This window comes from Actinoplanes sp. HUAS TT8 (genome assembly GCF_051380535.1).
In the GTDB taxonomy this organism is placed as follows: Bacteria; Actinomycetota; Actinomycetes; order Mycobacteriales; family Micromonosporaceae; genus Actinoplanes.
Genome location: NZ_CP195646.1, coordinates 6,548,561 through 6,566,237, shown reverse-complemented (window position 1 = coordinate 6,566,237; position 17,677 = coordinate 6,548,561). Strand labels below are relative to the sequence as shown.

General features: G+C 69.2%; 16 protein-coding genes. 7 read left to right on the top strand and 9 right to left on the bottom strand.

What is annotated here, in order from left to right:
• Window positions 1-182 precede the first annotated feature (182 nt).
• The 5 genes from ACSHV8_RS29270 to ACSHV8_RS29250 form a co-directional block, all read right to left on the bottom strand.
• The gene (locus tag ACSHV8_RS29270) at window positions 183-761 is read right to left on the bottom strand and encodes a DUF2510 domain-containing protein (RefSeq protein WP_436520775.1); all 579 of its coding nucleotides are present in this window, start codon (window positions 759-761) and stop codon (window positions 183-185) included.
• Between the two features lie 143 nt (window positions 762-904).
• Window positions 905-1,681, bottom strand: a complete 777-nt coding sequence (locus ACSHV8_RS29265) for an ABC transporter permease (protein WP_436520773.1) — start codon at window positions 1,679-1,681, stop codon at window positions 905-907.
• A gap of 85 nt (window positions 1,682-1,766) precedes the next feature.
• Window positions 1,767-2,714, bottom strand: a complete 948-nt coding sequence (locus tag ACSHV8_RS29260) for an ABC transporter ATP-binding protein (RefSeq protein WP_436520771.1) — start codon at window positions 2,712-2,714, stop codon at window positions 1,767-1,769.
• Window positions 2,715-2,859: 145 nt separating this feature from the next.
• Window positions 2,860-3,495, bottom strand: coding sequence for a PadR family transcriptional regulator (locus tag ACSHV8_RS29255; RefSeq protein ID WP_436520769.1), 636 nt, complete (start codon window positions 3,493-3,495; stop codon window positions 2,860-2,862).
• A gap of 40 nt (window positions 3,496-3,535) precedes the next feature.
• Complete coding sequence (locus tag ACSHV8_RS29250; RefSeq protein WP_436520767.1) at window positions 3,536-4,714, bottom strand: serine hydrolase domain-containing protein; 1,179 nt, start codon at window positions 4,712-4,714, stop codon at window positions 3,536-3,538.
• 168 nt (window positions 4,715-4,882) lie between these two features.
• Here ACSHV8_RS29250 and ACSHV8_RS29245 point away from each other — a divergent pair, with 168 nt between their 5' ends.
• Both ACSHV8_RS29245 and ACSHV8_RS29240 read left to right on the top strand, forming a co-directional pair.
• A complete protein-coding gene (locus ACSHV8_RS29245; RefSeq protein ID WP_436520765.1) occupies window positions 4,883-5,422 on the top strand; it encodes a GNAT family N-acetyltransferase in 540 nt (179 codons plus the stop codon).
• Between the two features lie 159 nt (window positions 5,423-5,581).
• A complete protein-coding gene (locus ACSHV8_RS29240) occupies window positions 5,582-7,183 on the top strand; it encodes an alpha/beta hydrolase (protein ID WP_436520763.1) in 1,602 nt (533 codons plus the stop codon).
• Window positions 7,184-7,257: 74 nt separating this feature from the next.
• On the opposite strand, the gene ACSHV8_RS29235 is transcribed toward ACSHV8_RS29240, so the two are convergent.
• Genes ACSHV8_RS29235 through ACSHV8_RS29220 form a run of 4 tightly spaced genes read right to left on the bottom strand, consistent with a single transcriptional unit; the run spans window position 7,258 to window position 10,571 of the window.
• Entirely contained in the window at window positions 7,258-8,034 is a 777-nt protein-coding gene (locus ACSHV8_RS29235; protein ID WP_436520761.1) for an ABC transporter ATP-binding protein, read from the bottom strand.
• Between the two features lie 10 nt (window positions 8,035-8,044).
• A complete protein-coding gene (locus ACSHV8_RS29230) occupies window positions 8,045-8,821 on the bottom strand; it encodes an ABC transporter permease (protein ID WP_436520759.1) in 777 nt (258 codons plus the stop codon).
• The gene (locus ACSHV8_RS29225; protein ID WP_436520757.1) at window positions 8,821-9,606 is read right to left on the bottom strand and encodes an ABC transporter permease; all 786 of its coding nucleotides are present in this window, start codon (window positions 9,604-9,606) and stop codon (window positions 8,821-8,823) included. Before ACSHV8_RS29225 ends, ACSHV8_RS29230 begins: the two co-directional genes overlap by 1 nt.
• Entirely contained in the window at window positions 9,603-10,571 is a 969-nt protein-coding gene (locus ACSHV8_RS29220; protein ID WP_436520755.1) for an ABC transporter substrate-binding protein, read from the bottom strand. Before ACSHV8_RS29220 ends, ACSHV8_RS29225 begins: the two co-directional genes overlap by 4 nt.
• 101 nt (window positions 10,572-10,672) lie before the next feature.
• Between ACSHV8_RS29220 and ACSHV8_RS29215 the strand changes: the two genes are divergently transcribed.
• The 5 genes from ACSHV8_RS29215 to ACSHV8_RS29195 all read left to right on the top strand — a co-directional run bounded on the left by ACSHV8_RS29215 (window position 10,673) and on the right by ACSHV8_RS29195 (window position 17,643).
• Window positions 10,673-11,461 carry an IclR family transcriptional regulator domain-containing protein gene (locus tag ACSHV8_RS29215; protein ID WP_436520753.1) on the top strand — a complete coding sequence of 263 codons (789 nt, stop codon included), beginning with the start codon at window positions 10,673-10,675 and terminating at the stop codon, window positions 11,459-11,461.
• A 145-nt stretch (window positions 11,462-11,606) separates the two neighbouring features.
• Window positions 11,607-13,004: an OFA family MFS transporter gene (locus tag ACSHV8_RS29210; RefSeq protein WP_436536942.1), complete on the top strand. Its 1,398-nt coding sequence runs from the start codon at window positions 11,607-11,609 to the stop codon at window positions 13,002-13,004.
• Window positions 13,001-13,096: an MFS transporter small subunit gene (locus ACSHV8_RS29205; protein ID WP_436520751.1), complete on the top strand. Its 96-nt coding sequence runs from the start codon at window positions 13,001-13,003 to the stop codon at window positions 13,094-13,096. The genes ACSHV8_RS29210 and ACSHV8_RS29205 overlap by 4 nt, the downstream gene beginning before the upstream one ends.
• A gap of 1,104 nt (window positions 13,097-14,200) precedes the next feature.
• A complete protein-coding gene (locus tag ACSHV8_RS29200; RefSeq protein ID WP_436520749.1) occupies window positions 14,201-15,811 on the top strand; it encodes an AMP-binding protein in 1,611 nt (536 codons plus the stop codon).
• Window positions 15,808-17,643: a BTAD domain-containing putative transcriptional regulator gene (locus ACSHV8_RS29195; protein ID WP_436520747.1), complete on the top strand. Its 1,836-nt coding sequence runs from the start codon at window positions 15,808-15,810 to the stop codon at window positions 17,641-17,643. Before ACSHV8_RS29200 ends, ACSHV8_RS29195 begins: the two co-directional genes overlap by 4 nt.
• The last annotated feature ends 34 nt before the right edge of the window (window positions 17,644-17,677 follow it).

The window sequence follows — 17,677 nt, the reverse complement described above, 5'->3', positions numbered from 1 at the left end:
TCCCGGGACGCCGGGCCGGGCAGTGGGATCGCTACGCTACCGGCCGCCCGCCCCGGGCCGCGCCGTTCTATCCATGATCGGTCACTGCCCAGCCGCTTCCGTCGATGGCCCTCACGTACCCCATCGGAACGGTTTTCAATGCGTCGTCCACCACCGGTTCCGGTCCGGTTGCCGACAGCCGGTCACCGCAGCAGGAGGGCGTAGACCACCAGCGCGGCCAGGATCACCGCGGCCAGGGTGGCCAGCAGCAGGGGATGGGTCAGCAGACCGGTCGCGTGGCGGGCGTCCGGGCGCTTGTCCGGCACCGGTGGGGTGCTCCCGAACGCCGACAGCGCGTCGGCCGAGGCCAGCGCCGGGTGATCGTTGGTCAGGGACATGGCGATCGGCGGCCCGTCGACCGGGGGCATGGCGTAGTCGAGCTGTTCCGCGGCCGGTGCCGGCAGCCCGCCGCCGGTGGGCCGGCCACCCAGGAGGCCGCCACCGGGAAGTCCGCCGGTCGCCAGTCCGCCGCCCATCCCGGTCGACTGGGTCGCGAAGATCTCGGCCGACTCCGGGTCGGAGGGGACCACGGTGTGCGCGCCGGGCACGAGCGGCCCGGACGGGGCGGCCTGCGGGTAGTAGCCACCCAGCCCGGCGGTCGGCGGCAGCACGGCCGCGCCGGGCTGGAGGTGGTCGGTCCACTGCCGCCCGTCCCACCAGCGGGTCGCGGGCAGGCCGCTCGGGTCGGCATACCAGCCGGCAGGCTGCGCGGGGCTCGTCATCAGCGGGGTCTCCGTTTCCGATCCGGTCCAGGGACGGCCGCACCATCGGACCGCCCCGCCCCGCCTTTAGACCTTGTCGCCTGGATCACGAAGCACCGAAGGGGGGCGCCGGGTCCCGGAGAGGACCCGGCGACCCCCTTTGGTCAGACGGACTTCTGGTAGGCCCGGAACGTCCGCGTCGACAGCACCAGCATCACCGCCGCGAGCGCGACCAGCCACCCGCCCCGGCTGAGCGCCACCCCCCAGTCCGGATCGTCGCGCAGGGCGGCCCGGCCGGCGTCCAGGGCCCAGTTCACCGGGTTGAACTCGGCGATCCGCCGCATCCACCCCGGCATCAGCGTCGACGCCATGAACGCGGACGACAGGAACGTCAGCGGCAGCAGCAGCAACGTGTTGATCCCGATGATCGTCTCCCGCTGCCGGGCCAGCATCCCGACGGTGTTGGACAGCGCGCTGAAGATCGTCCCCAGCAGCAGCGCGGCCACGAGCAGCACGATCAGCCCGACCGCCCCGCCGGGGTAGGAGGCCCCGGCGGTCAGCCCCAGCAGATAGATGGCCACCACCTGGACGGCCGTCGACAGCGCCTGCTCGGCGACGAGCGCGTTCATGATCGCGCCCCGCGCGATCGGGGTGGTGAGCAGCCGGTTCATCGTGCCGCGTTCGATCTCCTCGAGCACGCCCATGCCGGACCACATGTTCGACGAGACCGCGGTCATCGCGACCACGCCGGGGATGATGTAGTCGATGTACGAGCCGCCCCCGAACCCGGGGAGTTCGACGACCTTGCGGAACAGGTTGCCGAACAGGAACAGCCAGATGGCCGGCTGCACGAGCATGATGACGACGAAGGCCGGCTGCTTGATCAGCACCTTCAGCCGCCGGTTGGTCATCCAGAAGGTGTGCTCGACGAGCGTGGTCATGCTGTGCCTCCTTGGGCATGCCCTCCCGGCCCTCGCCTGCGGCCTTGCCGGTTCGCTGCGGCTGGGTGCCGCTCGGTGCAGTCGGTCATGCCGCGAACCTCCGTCCCGCGTGGCGCAGGTAGACGTCGTCCAGCGACGGCCGGGCAACGGTCACGGTGGCCACGCCGATGCCGGCCGACTCCAGGGCGGCCAGGGTCGCGGGCACGGCCGCCGCGCCGTCGTCGGCCCGTGCGCTCAGGGTGCGCCCGTCCAGGGCCACGTCCCGCAGGCCGGCGACGTGCGAGATCGCCTGCCGCGCCTTCGGCCCGTCCGGTGGCTGATGCAGTTCCAGATGTACGGCATCACCCCGCAACTCCCCTTTGAGCTGCGCCGGTGTCCCCTCGGCGACGATCCGCCCGCCGTCCACGATGGCCAGGCGATCGGCCAGCCGGTCGGCCTCGTCCAGGTAGTGGGTGGTGAGCAGGATGGCGATCGACTCGTCGTCGGCCAGCCGGCCGATCTCGGTCCACATCTCGGCCCGGCCCTCGGGGTCGAGCCCGGTGGTCGGCTCGTCCAGGAACAGCACGCCGGGCTTGTGGACCAGGGCGAGGGCCACGTCGAGGCGGCGCTGCATGCCGCCCGACCAGCCGCGCACGACGCGTCCGGCGGCCGCGGTCAGGTCGAAGCGTTCCAGCAGCTCGTCGACGCGACGGGTGAGCTCTTTACCCCGTACGCCGAAAATTCTTGCCTGAAGCGTGAGATTGTCGCGACCGCTGGCCATCGGATCCAGCGCGGAGCGCTGGGGAACGACGCCGATCTCGCGACGCACCCGATCGGGGTGACGCAGCACGTCGTGGCCGGCCACGGTGGCCCGGCCGGAGTCGGGACGGGCCAGCGTGGTCAGGATCTTGACGGTGCTGGACTTGCCGGCGCCGTTCGGCCCGAGCAGGCCGAACACCTCGCCGGCGCGGACGGTGAGGCTGAGGCCGTCCAGGGCCCGTACCCCGCCGGGGTAGGTCTTTCGCAGTTCTTCTGCCGTCACGGCATCACTCATGGTGATCCTTCTCCAGATCGCCACGGTCCGTGTCCCGGTTATCCTTGTTGCTGCTACACGCCTCGGATGAGCCGGGCCGTTCCCGCGGCCGGTTGATGGGGCATGGCCTCGGCCGGTGTTCCCGCACCGGCCGAGGCGTTTTTTCTTACGTCTCCGTCATGAACTCGGAGAGGTCGGGTGGCATCTCGCCGGTCTCGTGGATCCGCCGCCAGGCGTCGACCCCGGCCATGGTGCCCTCGCGTAGTTCGGTGAGCAGTCCGGTGATCCAGGCGACCTCGGCCGCCCGGATCGCCATCCGGTACTCCCCCTCGACCAGGAAGAGCCGCGGCACCTCGTGCCGGGCGCCCTCCAGGTCGAAGCGCATCCGTTCGTTCTCCAGGGCGAGGATCTCGAGGCGCTGCTGCAGCAGCTCGATCACCTCGTCGGGCGGCAGCACGCCGAGGACGGAGAGGGCGGCCTGCAGCCGCGGGAACTCCGCCTGGGGGACACCGACCAGCTCGCGCATCCAGTCGGTCAGCTCCTCGCGGCCGGCCGGGGTCAACCGGTACACCGTGCGCTCGGGCCGACGGCCTTCCCGGACCGTCTCCGACGCCTCGATGAAACCGTGCTTCTCCAGGTTCTGCACGACCGTGTAGAGCGAACCCCACTGGATCTTGATGTCCTGATCCTTGCCGAACGCCTTGAGCCGCGCCGCCATCTCGTACGGATGCATGGGCTGGATGCTCAGCGTCGCCATGATGTGCAGCCCGAGCAGGTTGCCCACCTTGCGCCGCTTGGCCATGCCACCCGTCCGATCGTCGCCGAATGTTCGTGAACGAGTATTACGCACCCGAGTGCGAGGAGGCAAGGTACGCGACGAGAGCCGACAGTGCGGTCACCGTCTCCTCGTCCAGATCCGGATCGTCGCCGGTCGGCCAGGCGCTGGTCTTGACCACCACCACGTCGGCGTCCGGATCCACCCACAGGATCTGGCCGTGCATACCGAGCCCGGTGAAGGCGCCGCCGTCGAGCGTCCACCAGTGGTCGGCGTACCCGTAGTGCCCGGGATAGTCCGCACCGAGGCTCCCGGGTGTGCTCGCCCGAGCACGATCAACCCACTTCCGCGGTACGACCTGAACCCCGTCGACCTCGCCGCCACGCGCCATGAGCAGGCCGACCCGGGCGGCGTCGCGCACCGTCGCGTTCAGGGACGCCCCGCCCAGCGCGACCCGTGGCCGCCGGGTGAGCAGGTGGTACGCGTCGTACTCGGCCCCGATCGGCGCCCACAGCCGGCTCGCGGTGTACGTGGCCAGCGACATCCCGGTCGCCGCCTCCAGGGCCCAGCCGAGCACCTGACTGTCCATCGTCGAGTAGTTGAACCGGGTGCCGGGCGGGGCGGCCCGCGGCATCGACCGGGCCATGTCGAGCAGCGACCCGCCGGCCGTGACCGCCCGCTCGAACTGCCCGATGGACGAATCCGGGTCGTCGTAGTCCTCGGAGAACGCGGCGCCGCTGCTCATCTGCAGCAGGTCATCGATCGTCGCCCCGTCGTAGGCGCTGCCGGCCAGCTCCGGGCAGCACGTGACGGCCGGCTCGCCGAGCGCGAGCGCGCCCTCCTCGACGGCGATCCCGACCAGGATCGAGGTGACCGATTTCGTCAAGGAGAACAGCTGGAAGCGGGCCCGCGGCGAGGCGAACCGCCCGGGATAGGACTCGTGCACCAGCGCGCCCCGGTGCAGCACCGCGAACCCGGTGGTGAACGTGCGCCGGTGCAGGTCGGCCAGGGTGCGCCGGGCACCCCCGTACTCGTAGGTGAAGGTCAGTTCCCGAGGCCGCAGCGGAAGCGGGCGGGGGATCGGCGGGCGGGGGACCGGCTCGTGCGGGAGCACGGTCGAGATGTGGGTGAACGTCCACTCGTTGACCGGCCGCCTGGTCAGGATCTCGGCCTGGTTGCGCCACAGCCAGGCCGCGCCCGCCGCCCCGGCCACCAGAGCGCCGGCCACCATTACGCCACGCCGCATCCCCGCACCTCTTCCGTGGTCACGTCCTCGGTGTCCATGGTCGCGCGCCGGAGCCCGGGGGCGGCCACCGGCCGCCGGAATGCGTTTTCCTGGCAATGCGCGCCGATCGCCGTTTTCCGGAAGGGGACCTCCCTTGGCCGAAATCCAGGAATTCGACACAATGCCGACATGAATGCGGATGCAGCGGGCGGCCGGGTTCGTCTTCGCCCGGCCATTGTCGATGATCTCTGGCTGGCGCGGCGAAGGGCGGCCGATCCGGAAGTGGGCGGTTCGTTCAACTGGTCGGGCTTCAAATTGATCATGGAAAATGACGCGCAACTGGATCGGTGGGGAAAGATCGACGCGTCCGGCGGGCGCCTTGTTGTGATCGCCGACGACCGGACCGCCGGTGACGTCAGCTGGCGGAGGGTCACCTACGGGGTCGACTCCTGGTGGTGCTGGAACCTCGGCATCTCGCTGCTGCCCGAACTCCGTGGCCAGGGCATCGGCACCGCGGCGCAGCAACTGCTGGTCACGTACCTGTTCGCCACGGACGCGGTCGGGCGCATCGAGGCGCACACCGACGTCGACAACCACGCCGAGCAGCGGGCGCTGGAGAAGTGCGGCTTCACCCGGGAGGGCCGGGTCCGGGCCGCCCAGTTCCGTCAGGGGGAGTGGCGGGACGTCCTGCTGTACTCGATCCTGCGCGCCGACCACGTACGCCGATGACGAATCAGTATTGACGGGCATGACGTTTGTCATGGGTCTGATCCGGCCGGAAATTTGTCGTAACGGATGTGCCGCATCTCCATGTCTGAATGGCTAGTCTGCGAAAGATCGCCCCGGGCCCAAAGGCCGGTCGGGCGTCTCGACAACGGAAGGCAAGGGATGCGCAAAATCCTGGCGGCCACCTTCGCCGCCTCGGTGGGTCTGCTCCTCGGCGCCGGTACGATCCCGGTGGCCGCGTCGGCCCACACCTCCCCGAACGGTGGCGGTTACACGCCACCACCCATCGACTGGGGCACCTGCACCCGGGCGAGCCTCAAGGCCCGTAACGCCCAGTGCGGTTTCCTGGTCGTCCCGCTGGACTACGCGAAGCCGAGCGGCACCAAGATCAAGATCGCGGTGTCCCGGATCAACCACAAGTCCACCGCCGACAAGTACCAGGGCGTCATGCTGACCAACCCGGGCGGCCCGGGCGGCTCCGGCCTCGGCCTGCCGGTGATCGGCGAGACGGTGCCCGACGGTGCCGGCGACTACTACGACTGGATCGGCTTCGACCCGCGTGGCGTCGGTTCCAGCGTGCCCGCCCTGTCCTGCGACGTGAACTACGCCGGCTACGACCGGCCGTACTACGTCCCGGTCTCCAGGTCGCTGGAGAGGACCTGGCTGAAGAAGGCCGCCGACTACGCCAGGAAGTGCGACAAGGCCGGCGGCGCCCTGCTCGACCACGTCAAGACCACCGACTCGGTCAACGACATGGAGAGCATCCGCAAGGCGCTCGGCGCCGACAAGATCAACTACTACGGCTTCTCGTACGGGACGTACCTCGGCCAGGTCTACGCCACCCTGCACCCGGACCGGGTGCGCCGGGCGATCTTTGACGGCGTGGTCGACCCGCGGCGCGTCTGGTACGACGCCAACCTCGACCAGGACGTCCAGTTCGACAAGAACATGGACGTCTACTTCGCCTGGATCGCCAAGTACGACGCGGTCTACCACCTCGGCACGACCGGTAAGTCGGTGAAGGCCAAGTACTACGCGACGCTGGCCCAGCTCCGGAAGTCCCCGGCGGCCGGCAAGATCGGCCCGGACGAGTGGAACGACATCTTCGTCTCGGCCGGCTACTACGTCTACGGCTGGCAGGACGTGGCCGACGCGTTCGCCGCGTGGGTGAACGACAAGGACGCCACGCTGCTGCTGGCCAACTACGCCGAGCCGGGTGCCGTCGGCGCCGACAACAACTACGCGATGTACCTGGCCACCCAGTGCACCGACGTGAAGTGGCCGACCAACTGGTCCACGTGGCAGCGGGACAACTGGAAGACCTACGCCAAGTACCCGTTCATCACCTGGAACAACGCCTGGTACAATGCGCCCTGCATCAACTGGGGCGCCAAGCCGGGCACCCCGGTGACCGTGAACGGCCGGAAGGCGCCGTCGATCCTGCTGATCAGCGAGACGAACGACGCCGCCACGCCGTACGCCGGAGCCCTGGAAGTCCGTAAGCGCTTCGGCCGGTCGGTGCTCATCGAGGGCGTCGGCGGCACCACCCACGCCGGCTCGCTCAGCGGCGTGGCCTGCACCGACGACACGATCGCGAACTACCTCGCGACCGGTGCGCTGCCCAAGCGGGTCGGTGGGAACCGCTCCGACAAGCAGTGCGCGCCCGTCCCGCAGCCGGACCCGACCGCGCTCAGCACGCTGAGCAAGAAGGCCGGCACCGGCGAGAGCGCCCGGGACGTCATCCGGGCCGCCGTCGCACGCTGACGCCGGCCGCCGAGCCGATCAAGTAAAAGGCGGCCCGGACCGAGATGGTCCGGGCCGCCCTCGCCTGCGGCCGGTCAGCGCGCCGCGGCCTTCTTCGCGAGCTGGATCTGCTCGTAGACCCGGGTCCGCAACTCCACGAACTTCGGGTCGGCCCGGGTGTGCAGCTGGTCCCGCTCGGCCGGCAGGTCCACCACCAACTCGTCCTGCACGACGGTGGGCGACGACGACAGCATGACCACGCGCCGGCCCAAGTAGACCGCTTCGTCGATGTCGTGGGTCACGAACAGTACGGTCACCTTGAGCCGCTGCCACAGCGACCGGACCAGGTCCTCCAGATCGGCCCGGGTCTGCGCATCGACGGCCGCGAACGGCTCGTCCATGAGCAGCGTGGACGGCTCGTAGGCGACCGCGCGGGCGATCGCCACGCGCTGCTGCATGCCGCCGGAGAGCTGCCACGGGTACGCCGACGCGGTGCCGCTGAGTCCCACCGCGTCCAGTGCCGTGTCGACAAGTTCCTTGCGGCGGGCGCGGTCCACCTTCTTCTGTTTGAGCGGCAGCTCCACGTTGTCGCGCACGCTCATCCAGGGGAACAGGCTGCGCCCGTACTCCTGGAAGACGACGGCCATGCCCGGCGGCGGCCCGGTGACGGCCTGGCCGCCGACCTTGACCTCGCCGGAGGTCGGCGTGAGCAGGCCGGAGATGCAGCGCAGCAGGGTGGTCTTGCCGCAGCCGGACGGGCCGACCAGGCAGACCAGGTCGCCGTTGTCGACCGTGAACGTGAGGTCGCGAAGCGCTTCGACTTCCCGGCTGCCGGAACTGTAGACCTTCCGCAGTCCTTTGACTTCAAGCATCGTGGCCCTCCTAACCGGCCCGGCGCTGCGCCGCGCGCAGCCCCTCGTACCACCGCAGCGCCCACCGTTCGGCGAGCCGGAACAGCAGCGAGAGCGCGAAGCCGAGGAGGCCGAGCAGGATGATCCCGCTCCACATCTCCGGGATCGCGAAGCTGCGCTGGAACTGCACGATGGTGAAGCCGAGACCGTTGCTGGACGCGAACATCTCGCTGATCACCATCAGGATGATCGCGATGGAGAGCGCCTGACGCAGGCCGGCCGCGATCTGCGGTGAGGCCGACGGCAGGATCACCCGGGTGAGCCGGGCCGGGCCGGTCACGCCGTAGGCGCGGGCGGTGTCCAGCACCACGCTGTCGGTCGCGCGCACCCCCTCCACCGTGTTGAGCAGGATCGGCCAGATGCAGCCGAACACGATCACGATCACCTTCATGCCGTCGCCGATCCCGGCGAACAGCATGATCACCGGGACGAGCACCGGCGGCGGGATGGCCCGGAAGAACTCCAGGACCGGTTCGAGGACCGCACGCAGCCGCCGGTCGAGACCGATGGCCACGCCGAGTCCGATACCTATCAGGGCGGCCAGCAGGTACCCGGCGAGCAGGCGGAGCAGGCTGGGCGCCACGTCGGTGCGCAGCCGGTCGAGGGTCCAGGTGTCGCCGAACGCGGTCAGGATCGTGCGCAGCGGCGGCGAGTAGAAATTCTCGCTGCCGTCGCTGAACAGGTACCAGCCCGCGAACAGCACGATCGGAAGGGCCAGGACAAAACCCAATTTCTTCAGTACGGCCATCACAGGCTCACCTCGCCGCGAACCGACTGGTGCCAGGCGAGCAGGCGGCGCTCGCCGGTACGGGTCAGCAGATTGATGATCACGCCGAGAGCGCCGGTCACCACGATCAGCGCGTACATGGCCGGGACGGCGTCCGAGGCCTGCGCGGTCGCGATCTCCTTGCCCAGCCCGGGCGCGCCGATCACCAGTTCGGCGGTGATCGCCAGGACCAGGGCGACCGAGGCGGCCAGACGGAAACCGGTGAAGACGTACGGAAGGGCGGTCGGCCACAGGACGTAGCGCACGCGGCCCCAGGCGGAGAACCGGAAACTGCGCGCGGTCTCCTCGGCGACCGGGTCGACGTCGGCGACGCCGTACAGGACCTGGACCAGGACCTGCCAGAACGAGGCGTAGCAGACCAGCAGGAGGGTCGAGCCCAACTCCGTGCCGTAGAGCAGCACGGCGAGGGGGATCAGCGCGACCGACGGGATCGGCCGCAGGAATTCGACGGTCGACGCGGTGAGCGCCCGCAGCACCGGCACCGAGCCGATCACGAGACCGGCCAGCACTCCGGCGACCACGGCGATGAGCAGGCCGACGGCCCAGGCGTAGAGGGTGTCGCCGAGCGACTGCCAGAACCCGGCGGTGCTGACCTCGTCGGCCAGCGCGGCCGCGATCCGGCTGGTGGGCGGCAGGAACCGCTCGTTCACCAGCCCGAGCCGCGGCACCAGTTCGAGAATGAGAAGCAACCCGGCCAGCCCGGCGGAGCCGAGCAGAACCGGGTTGCCACGACGAGCGGATGTCACGGCAGCAGCTTGCCCAGGTCCGGAGCGCTGGTGAAGATGCCGTCCTGCGTGCCGAGGTCGGCGATCTTCTGCACGGACTCCTTGTTGATCGTGGTCGGCCACTTGGGCAGGACCACGGCGGCGCGCGTCTTGTCGTCGATCTTGGTGTACGTGGTCAGGATCTGCCGGACCTCGTCCGGGTGCCCGTCGGCGTAGGTCAGCGACTCGTTGATCGCGTCGGTGAAGCGCTTGACCAGGTCGGGCTTGTCGGCGATCAGCTTCTGCGAGGTGAAGTAGGCCGCGATGGTCAGGTTCGGCGCCGCGTCCACGAAGGTCGAGGCGATCTCCCGGCCACCGGCCGCCTTGATCGCGGAGAGCTGCGGCTCGACGACCCAGGCGGCGTCGATCTGCCCGCCCTCGAGTGCGGCCTGCATGTTCGGGAACGGCATCTCGACGAAGTTGACGGTCTTGTCGTCGCCGCCGGCCAGCCGCACCGAGTTGCGGGTCGCGGTGTCACCGATGTTCTTCAGGGTGTTGACCGAGACCTTCTTGCCGGACAGGTCCTTGGCCGTCTTGATCGGGCTGTCGCCCTTGACCACCACGGCGCCGAAGTCCTTGCCCTGCTCGCCGGTCGAGGCGACACCGGCGGCGATCGCCTTGATCGGCACGTTCTTGGTCTGGGCGATCATCAGCGAGGTCAGGTTGGAGAACCCGAACTGGAACTGGTTGCTGACCACACCGGGGACGATGGCCGCGCCGCCCTGACCCGCTTCGAGCTTCAGCTCGATGTTGCGGGACTTGAAGAAGCCCTTCGACTGGCCCAGGTAGATCGGGGCGACGTCGATGATCGGGATGACACCGACCGTCACGTTGTCCACGCCGCCGGACGAGGTGCCGGAGCCGCCTGAGTCCTTGTCCGAGCCGCAGGCCGCGACCGAGCCGGCCACCAGTGCCAGCGCCAGGCCCGCGATCAAACGCCGCCGCATATCTATTCCTCCGTAAATCTGTGCGCATAACGAACGGAAGTTCTCAGAGAGAACGCTAAGATGTGGCTCGTGTCACGTCAACGATTTGGATCGATCATCCGATGACGCGGGAACCGTACTACGTCCAATCCTTGGAGCGAGGGCTCGCGGTGATCCGTGCATTTGACGCGGAACACCGCGAACTGACACTCAGCGACGTGGCCCGCCAATGTGGACTGACCCGGGCCGCGGCCCGCCGGTTTCTGCTGACCCTGACCGATCTCGGCTACGTGCGGACCGACGGCCGGCTGTTCTCGCTGACGCCCCGCGTGCTCGAACTGGGGTATGCGTTCCTGGGCGGCCTGACCCTGCCCGAGGTCGCCGAGCCGCACCTGGAACGCCTCGTCGCCGAGGTCCGGGAGTCCTCCTCGCTGTCCGTTCTCGACGGCGACGACATCGTCTACGTGAGCCGGGTGCCGACCAGCCGGATCATGCGGGTGGCCATCAACGTGGGCACACGCTTCCCGGCCTACGCGACGTCGATGGGCCGGGTGCTGCTGGCCGCGCTGCCCGGGCCCGAGCTCGACGCGTATCTGGACCGGGCCGAGCTGAAGCCGCTCACCGATCGGACCATCAGCTCTCCCGATGCTTTGAGGGAAGAGCTTTCCCGCGTACGGGCGGACGGGCACGCGATCGTCGACCAGGAGTTGGAGGAGGGACTGCGGGCGATCGCGGCGCCGATTCGTGACCGTTCCGGGGCCGCCGCCGGGGCGCTCAACATCTCCGTGCACGCGGCCCGGGCGACCGTCGAGACGATACGGGCGCGTCTGCTCCCTCCGCTGCTGGCCGCGGCCGCCGCGATCGAGGCCGACCTGCGGATATCCGCCCCACGGCGCCCCGGCGGACGGTAGATATTCACAGGTGTGGTTTTCGCCACTCCCGCCCGTACTGTGGACCGATTTTGATCGGTTTCTTGAAGTTTGACGCGTGGATAGTTGCACCGGGGATCGAACCCGTTCGATGATGGGCGCCTGAGGGGAGGCGTCAAAAATGTCCCTGTTATCCGCGCTCGATCACAAACACACCGTGGCACCCGAGGGTTACAGCCGGTGGCTGATCCCACCGGCCGCGCTCGCCGTGCACCTCTGCATCGGCCAGGCGTACGCCACGAGCGTCTACAAGAACTCGTTCATCGCCCACTTCGACAGCAGTCAGACCTCGATCGGCATCATCTTCAGCATCGCGATCGTGATGCTCGGCCTCTCCGCCGCGGTCTGCGGCACGTGGGTCGAACGCAACGGCCCGCGCAAGGCCATGTTCGTCTCGGCCTGCTTCTGGGCGGCCGGCTTCCTGGTCAGCGCCCTGGGCATCGGTACCGGACAGCTGTGGCTGGTCTATCTGGGGTACGGCGTGCTGGGCGGCATCGGGCTCGGCATCGGCTACATCTCGCCGGTCTCCACGCTGATCAAATGGTTCCCGGACCGTCCCGGTCTGGCCACCGGTCTGGCCATCATGGGCTTCGGCGGCGGCGCACTGATCGCCAGCCCGGCGTCGCGCCAGCTGCTGTCGTACTACGACTCCGGCTACAACCCGAACGTCTCCACCTCGGTGGCCGACGGTCACGCCCTGGTGCTGCTCTTCCTCACCCTGGGTATCGGTTACTTCCTGATCATGATGTTCGGGGTCGCCAACATCCGGGTGCCCGCGCCCGGCTGGCGCCCGGCCGGCTGGGACCCGTCCGCCGTCGCCGCGAAACCGATGGTCACCACGGCCAGCGTGTCGGCCGCCAACGCGATCCGGTCCCGCTCGTTCTGGCTGCTCTGGATCGTGCTGTTCTGCAACGTCACGGCCGGCATCGGCATCCTCGAACAGGCCAGCCCGATGATCCAGGACTTCTTCCGCTCGAACGGCACCTCCGCGGTCGCCGTCGCCGCGGCCGGCGGTTTCGTCGGCGTCCTGTCCCTGTTCAACATGGCCGGCCGCTTCGCCTGGTCGTCGACCTCGGACGTGATCGGCCGCAAGCCGATCTACATGGTCTACCTGGGTGTCGGCATGATCCTGTACCTGCTGCTGGCCACTATCGGTGACTCCGCGATCCCGCTGTTCGTCCTGCTGGCCGGCGTCATCCTGTCGTTCTACGGCGGCGGCTTCGCCACGGTTCCGGCCTACCTGCGCGACCTGTTCGGCACCTACCAGGTCGGCGCCATCCACGGTCGCCTCCTGACGGCGTGGTCGGCGGCCGGGGTGGCCGGCCCGCTGATCGTCAACGGCTTCCTGGACGCCCAGGGCAAGCCGGGCACCCTGACGTCGTCGGCCTACCAGCCCGCCCTGCTCACCATGGTCGGCGTCCTGGCCGTCGGCTTCATCGCCAACCTGCTCATCCGCCCGGTCCCGCCGGCCCTCCACGAGCCCGCGGCCACCGGGGCCGCCGTCCCCGAGGAGGCCGCCGCGTGAACGCCCGGCTCGCCCTGTCCTGGCTCCTGGTCGCCGTCCTCCTCGGCTACGGCATCATCCAGACCGCCATCACCGCCGCCAAGCTCTTCTGACGACCGTCGATCGGCGCACCCGGCCACCGGGTGCGCCGATCGCGCCGTGGGTTCCCGGCTCGGCCGCGATTCGTTCCCCGCGTTCGCACGATTTGTGGTGCACCGGCGCCGAGGGGACAAAAAGTCGTGATGCGACAGTCGGCCGCAGGAAAATCTGGTGAACAATCGCGGCCGGGTCTATCCATCTTTTATTTCACTTCGGGTCACCTCGGTGGCGACCGCAATGGTGTCCGATCGAAGGTAACAGCCCTCGACACAGTTGTGTCGCCCGCCCCGTTCCGGGAGATGAATGTTATTCGCCTTGCCGCCTATTGGGGCGTCGGCGAGCCTCTGATTGAGGCGGCGTTCAGTGTCCACACTCCACAGTCGGCGCGCCCGAGGGACAGAAATATGACTTTTCCTCGGTGTTCTGGTTCGTTCCGCCGCATCCCACCATGTGGACGTGGATGAGAGTGGCCCGGATGGCCGCCGCAGCGGCTCGGCGCGGTCGGTGCCGACCAGTTTGTGCAGGTTGCCGGTGGTGTGACGGGTCTGCGGCCGGACGCGCGACCAGCCGAGACGTGCTCGCCCGGCCCGAGGGATGGGCGCCCGAACGCCGCTGCGGCCACGGCTGCGGTCAATCGCCGGCCGGATCGACCCGGTGCAAGGTGGAAAACTCGCGAGTCAAGCCCAGGACCTGGTCTTTTGGCGCCAAGGCAACGGTGTGTGATCGATGGCTCCGCGATGCCCGGCCCGCCTGATACCGACCGACTCCATACCGGCTGGTAGCTGCGGCGGGGGGTAGCTTGAGGTCGGCCGGGGCGTTTAGCATCTGGCTCGCAGGCGCCCGAGGCGTCACACCGTCGTTCAGCACGTGCCCTCCGGAGCGGCCGGCCGTCGCAAGGAAGCGAACGGCCGACGGCGGCTTCTCAGCACGGTCCGGTCCACCGCCTGATGGCGAAGAGCGTGGGGAGTTCTCTGTAGATCTGCTTTACCGACGTTGATCCATCGCTGTTCTCGAAAGCGGGATGTCTCGATCCGAAAGGTTTAGCACAGTACCGACGCCGGCGGGAGTCGTGGAACCGCATCACCAACCGATCGGGTGAATTGATCACGGGGAGAACAATGAATCGAATTGTACGCGTCTTACGAGACCTGGCGGTTACCGAGCCACATCGCACCGCCATCAGATTCACCGAGGGATCCTCCGATACGGAGCGGCTCATCACGTACGCCCAGTTGGACAGAGATGCGAGAGCCATCGCCAATCTTCTCCAGCGTCACGCCGCGGTGGGCAGTCGAGTGCTCCTTCTCCATTCGAGCGGGGCCGAATTGGCCAAAGCATTTCTCGGCTGCCTCTACGGAGGAATGGTCCCCATCTCGGCCAAGGTCCCGGTCGGCGCCGGGAGCCACCTGAGCTGGGCCACCGGAGTGGTGCTGGACGCCGACGCCCCGATCGCGCTCCACGATGTCGCCAGCATGCCCGACGTGATCTCGTGGTCCCACCAGGACGGACTGACCAGGGTCACCTGTCTGCTGACCGAGGACCTGCCGGACGACGCCGATCTGTGGACCGACCCGGAGACCGAAGCCCCCACCACGGCCCTGATCAGCTATCGGGGACTCCGGGCGCACGAGCCGCGGGGCGTGACGATCGATCATGAGACGCTGGAGCGGCTCTGCGCCCAGCTGACGGAATCGATGGCCCTGCGCGCCGGGGACCGTTTCGGCGGCGCGTTCTGCCGCAGCGGGTTCGGCCTGATCATCTACCTGCTCCTGCCCCTGTCCAAGGGGTGCACCGCGTTCCTGCTGGACGAGGACGCCTCGGCCGGCCTGGCCGAACACGTCGCCCGGCACCGCATCGACGTGAGCGTCGGTTCGCTGCCGCAGTACCTGAGCCACCCGGCCGGTGACGGCGCCGACCTGACGTCGCTGCGCTGGGCCGGCGTCCTCGACTGGAGCGGATCCTTCCGGGAGGTCGCCGGCGCGCTGGTGCGCCGGGGTGCCCCGGCCGGGGCACCGACCCCGTTCCACATCCCCAGCCAGCTGCCGGTTCCCCTGGTCGACCTGCCGGCCGGCCCGCGGATCCAGTGGCGGATCGTCCACCCGGTCACCTCGCGGGAGTGCGAGCCGGGCGACATCGGCGAGCTGTGGGTGCGGGGAGACTCGTTCAAGTTCTCGTACTGGGGGAAGGCCCAGGAATCGGCCGCCTTCTTCGACGCCCGGATCGACGGTGCCGGGCCGGGCTACTGCCGGACCGGCGACCTGGTCTCCCTGCAGGACGGAGAGCTCGTCTTCCACGGGGCGCTCGCCGATCGGCTCTGCATCCGCAAGCGGATCTACTCCCTGTCCGGCGTGCTCGCGCTGATCCGCGGGCTCGACTCGCCGCTGCTCGGGAGCGCGGCGACCGCGTTCACGCTGTCGGACGACGACGACGGTGCCATCGTCGTCAGCGAGGTCTTCTCCCCGTCCCGGGGCACGGCCGGACTGCCCGAACTGGCCCTGGAGATCCGCCGCAACCTGCAGATGAAGGTGGGCGTCGCGCTCAACGGCGTCGTCTTCGTGTCACCCGGCAGCCTGCAGGATCACCGCGGGGTGCTGACCGCCGCCCTCACCCGGGAGCTCTTCACCGCGACCCTGCTCGACGTCGTCTACGAGGAACTCGACCCGATCTCACGACTGCGGTGCTGGTCACCCTCGGCCCGGATCGTCGACCCGGTCGGCGCGCAGCGATGAGGTTCGAGGTCCTCGGGCCGGTGCGGGTCAGTGGCGCGCAGGGGGACGTCGACCTGGGCGCCACCAAGCTGCGGACCGTGTTGGCGATGTTGCTCATCTCCCGGCGTCGCATCGTGTCGGACACCGCCATCGCGCGGATGCTCTGGGACGGCGAACCACCGGCGACCTCCGAGGCGCAGATCCAGACCTACATCTCGCGGATCCGGGGCAAGTTCCCCGGCATCGAGCTGCGCCGGCAACGGCCCGGCTACCTGCTCAACCTGGTCGCCGACACCCTCGACCTGGACGAGTTCGAGCAGCGTGCGGCGTCGGCCCGGCAGGCCGCGGCCGACAAGGAGATCGACCGCGCGGCCGAGGAGTTCCGGGTCGCCCTGCGCCTGTGGCGCGGGCCGGCCCTCGGCGGGGTCACCGAACAGCTCCGGCTGGCCGAGGCTCGGCGGCTGGAAGAGGCCCGCCTGGAGGTCCTCGAAGAGCGGATAGCCCTGGACCTGCAGCTCGACCGGGGTCCCGCCCTGGTCGTGGAACTGATCGGATTGGTGGCCGAGAACCCGCTGCGGGAGAGGCTGCGCGGCCATCTGATGGTGGCGCTGAGCCGAGCCGGCCGGCTGGCCGATGCCCTGGCCAACTACCGCGAGTACACCCGGACGCTGGCCGACGAGCTCGGCCTGGAACCCGGCCGGGAACTCCAGGAGTTGCACCAGCGGATCCTGCGCTCGGAACCGCGGGACGAACCCGGCGACGACGCCGGCGCCGGGCCGACGCCGGCCCAGCTCCCGCCCGACGTCGCCGAGCTGGTCGGCCGGCGCCGGGAGGTCGAGCAGGTGCTGGCCCTGATGCGGACCTCCGGGCAGACCGTGCGGCCGGCGATCGCGGTCGTCGGTATGGCCGGGGTCGGGAAGTCCGCGCTGGCCATCCACGCCGCGCATCGGCTCCGCGACGACTTCCCGGACGGGCAGATCTACGTCAACCTCCGTGGCGACGGCGAAGCCCAGGTCACGCCCGACGAAGCCGTGGCCGAGGTGCTGCGGACGCTCCTGTCGCCGGCCCGCGGGATCCCGGCCGCGCTGGGCGACAAGGAGAAGCTGTACCGGAGCTGGTCGGCCGGCAAACGGGTGCTGCTGGTCCTGGACAACGCCGAGTCCTGGCAGCAGGTCCGGCCCCTGCTGCCCAACACGGCCAACGGTGGTCTCCTGGTCACCTGCCGGACCCGGCTGGCGTCGGTCGGCAACCTGCCGACCATCGACCTCGGCGTGCTCGATCACATGGACGGCATGCGCATGCTGTCCAACCTGATCGGGGCGCCCCGGGTCAGCACGGATCCGCTGTCGGCCGACCGCATCGTGGAGCTCTGCGGAAGCCTGCCCCTCGCGGTCAGCGCCGCGGCCGCACAATTGACCGGCAAATCGCATTGGACGCTCGCGCGATTCGCCGAGGAACTGGGAACGGAACAAAAGAAGCTCGACCTTCTCTCGTATTCCGGCCATGGTGTACGGAACAGTCTGGCGCGCAGTTATCGCTCGCTTTCGAGTCCGGCCGCCAAAGCAATGCGATTGTTGGCGATGCCGTATTCCTCGCACTTCGTTCTATGGAATGCCGCGGTCACCCTCGATGCGAGTCTGGTGGAGACGCAGCACCTTCTGGACGAATTGGTGGATGCGCGTCTGCTGCAGGCCGTGAGCCCGCAGGAACAATCATTGGCCCGATACGTATTCCATCAGCTGGTCCGTTCGTTCGCCCGCGAGCGGCTGGCCGAGGAGTCCGTGCAGGAGCGGCTGGCCGCCTTCCGCCGCAGCTACGGCCAGGGCCAGGACCGGGACCATCAGGTGCGGTGACCAGGCAGTTCAGGCGCGTGGGGTCGGAGTACCT